Source organism: Actinomadura sp. KC216 (genome assembly GCF_004348535.1).
GTDB lineage: Bacteria > Actinomycetota > Actinomycetes > Streptosporangiales > Streptosporangiaceae > Spirillospora.
On the sequence record NZ_SMJX01000583.1, the window covers coordinates 1 to 2,224 of the forward strand.

General features: G+C 67.1%; 1 protein-coding gene. It reads left to right on the plus strand.

What is annotated here, in order from left to right:
• Positions 1 to 2,224, plus strand: a 2,224-nt coding sequence (locus tag E1264_RS42185; RefSeq protein WP_132183141.1) for a LamG domain-containing protein, incomplete at both ends; no start/stop codon positions are given.

The window sequence follows — 2,224 nt, forward strand, 5'->3', positions numbered from 1 at the left end:
TGCAGGACGCGGTCAACAAGGGCCATTCCACGATCACGTTCGGGCTGAAGGCCTACAACGAGTCGTCGATGTCGTGGTGGAAGCGGTTCGCCGACGACGCCTACCTGCGGGTCCAGTACAACAACCCGCCGTTGCAGCCCGACACCGGCACCATGTACGCCAACCCGGGCACCAAGTGCCTGCCCAGCGGGCAGGCGCAGACGGTCAACGACATTCCCACGGTGTTCGCCTACCTCAAGGACCCCGACGCCGAGGACGCCAACAAGGTGCAGGGCCAGTTCACGCTGCACTGGGCGAACAATCCTGACGGGTCGGACTGGGGTGCCAAGTGGACCTCGGCGCTGACCCCGGCCAAGACCACCAACACCCTGTTCCAGATGAAGTTGCCGGCCACGATCCCGCAGGGCACCAAGATCGGCTGGGGGGTGCGGGCCTGGGACGGGGAGCAGTGGGGCCCGTGGAGCTATTCGGGTGCGCAGACCGGCTGCTACTTCTTCTACAACCCGGCGGTCCCCGGTGAACCGGTCATCACCTCCACCGACTACCCGCAGGACGACACCTGGCACGGTGGCGTCGGGCAGCCGGGAACGTTCACGATCTCCGATTCCGAAGGCGTCGCCGACCGGTACGTCATCACCCTGAACGAGGAACCGCCGCGGACGGTGGCCACCACCGCGGGTGCGGCCCGGCAGGTACAGATCGCGCCGGACCGGTCCGGTCCCAACATCCTCACCGTCCAGGCCATCGCCCCCTCCAACCAGGTCGGCGCCTCGGTCACCTATGAGTTCCGCGCCAACGCCGGCGCCGACCCGGTCGCCCGATTCAGCCTGGACGAGGGCACCGGATCCACCACGGTGACCTCAACCGGCCCGGGCCGTCCGGCTTGGTTGCACGGGACGGCGACGCTGGGCGGCGAAGGCAAGAACGGCACAGCCTTGACCTTGGACGGCACCAGCGGGGCCGCCGAAAGCAGCCTGCCGATCGTCGACACGACTGAGAGCTTCACGGTGTCCGCCTGGGCCAAACCGACGGCACACCGGCAGGGCGAACTCCTCGCGCAATCAGGGACATACCAGAGCGGATTCGTCCTGGGGATGCACGCCGACGGCAGGGCCATTTTCGAATGGCCGACCGTCGACAACAACACCAACGGCACTCCCTGGCAGTGGGCCGTGGACGATACGCCGCTGCCACTCGGGCAGTGGAGCCACCTGACCGGCGTGTACGACAAGAGCACGGCGCAGATGCGGCTCTATGTGAACGGTGAACTCCAGGCCACCGGGAACAACGTCACCCCCTTGGAAACCCACGGCCCGCTCCAGATCGGACGCAGCCTCTACAACGGCTTCATGGTCAACAACTGGCCGGGCTCGATCGACGACGTCAAGGTGTTCACCCAGCCCCTCTCAGCCGAGCAGGCCCAAACGCTCGCCACAGGAACAACACCGCCAGGAACCAACCTCGCCGCGCACTGGAACATGGACGAGCCGCAGGGAGAACCGCGGGTGTACAGCACCGCCGCTCCCTGGAAGGCCACCCTCCACAACGGTGCCACGCTGGGTGCCCCGGGGCAGGTGAAGACCGCACTGCAGTTCGACAACACCGCCCAGCAGTACGCGGCCACCGAACGGCCCGTGGTCAACACCATGCGCAGCTTCGCGATCTCGGCCTGGGTGAAGGCGGACGGGACGGCCACATCGCCGTCCCAGAACTTCACCGCGGTCTCGGCGCGCGGCGACTACAAGAGCGGTTTCTACCTCAAGTACGTCGAGGCGACAGGACGATGGGTGTTCGCCCGGACCGCCCACGACAGCCAGGAAGTGGGCTGGTACCAGGCCACCTCCAGAGATCTCGCCCAGACCGATGAATGGACACACCTGGTCGGTGTTTACGACGACATCTCCAAACGGCTGCGGATCTACGTGAACGGGGTACGCGGAACCGACAGCCCCGAGGTCACCTCGCGCTGGCTCGCCACCGGAGGGCTGGAGATCGGCCGGTCCCAATGGGCCACCGTCCCCGTCGACCACTGGGCCGGCCAAGTAGATGATGTGCGCGTCTACGACCGGATCGTCGGGGACACGGAAGCCGAGGAAATGGTCGTCCAGCATCCGGTGCTCAGGGCGCGGTGGGTGCTGAACCAGGCGCCGGTGGGCGAGGCGTTCGAGGGGCCTGCGGGCTCGCCCGGGCTGGCTCTGCACAATGGCGCGGCGATCGTCGACGG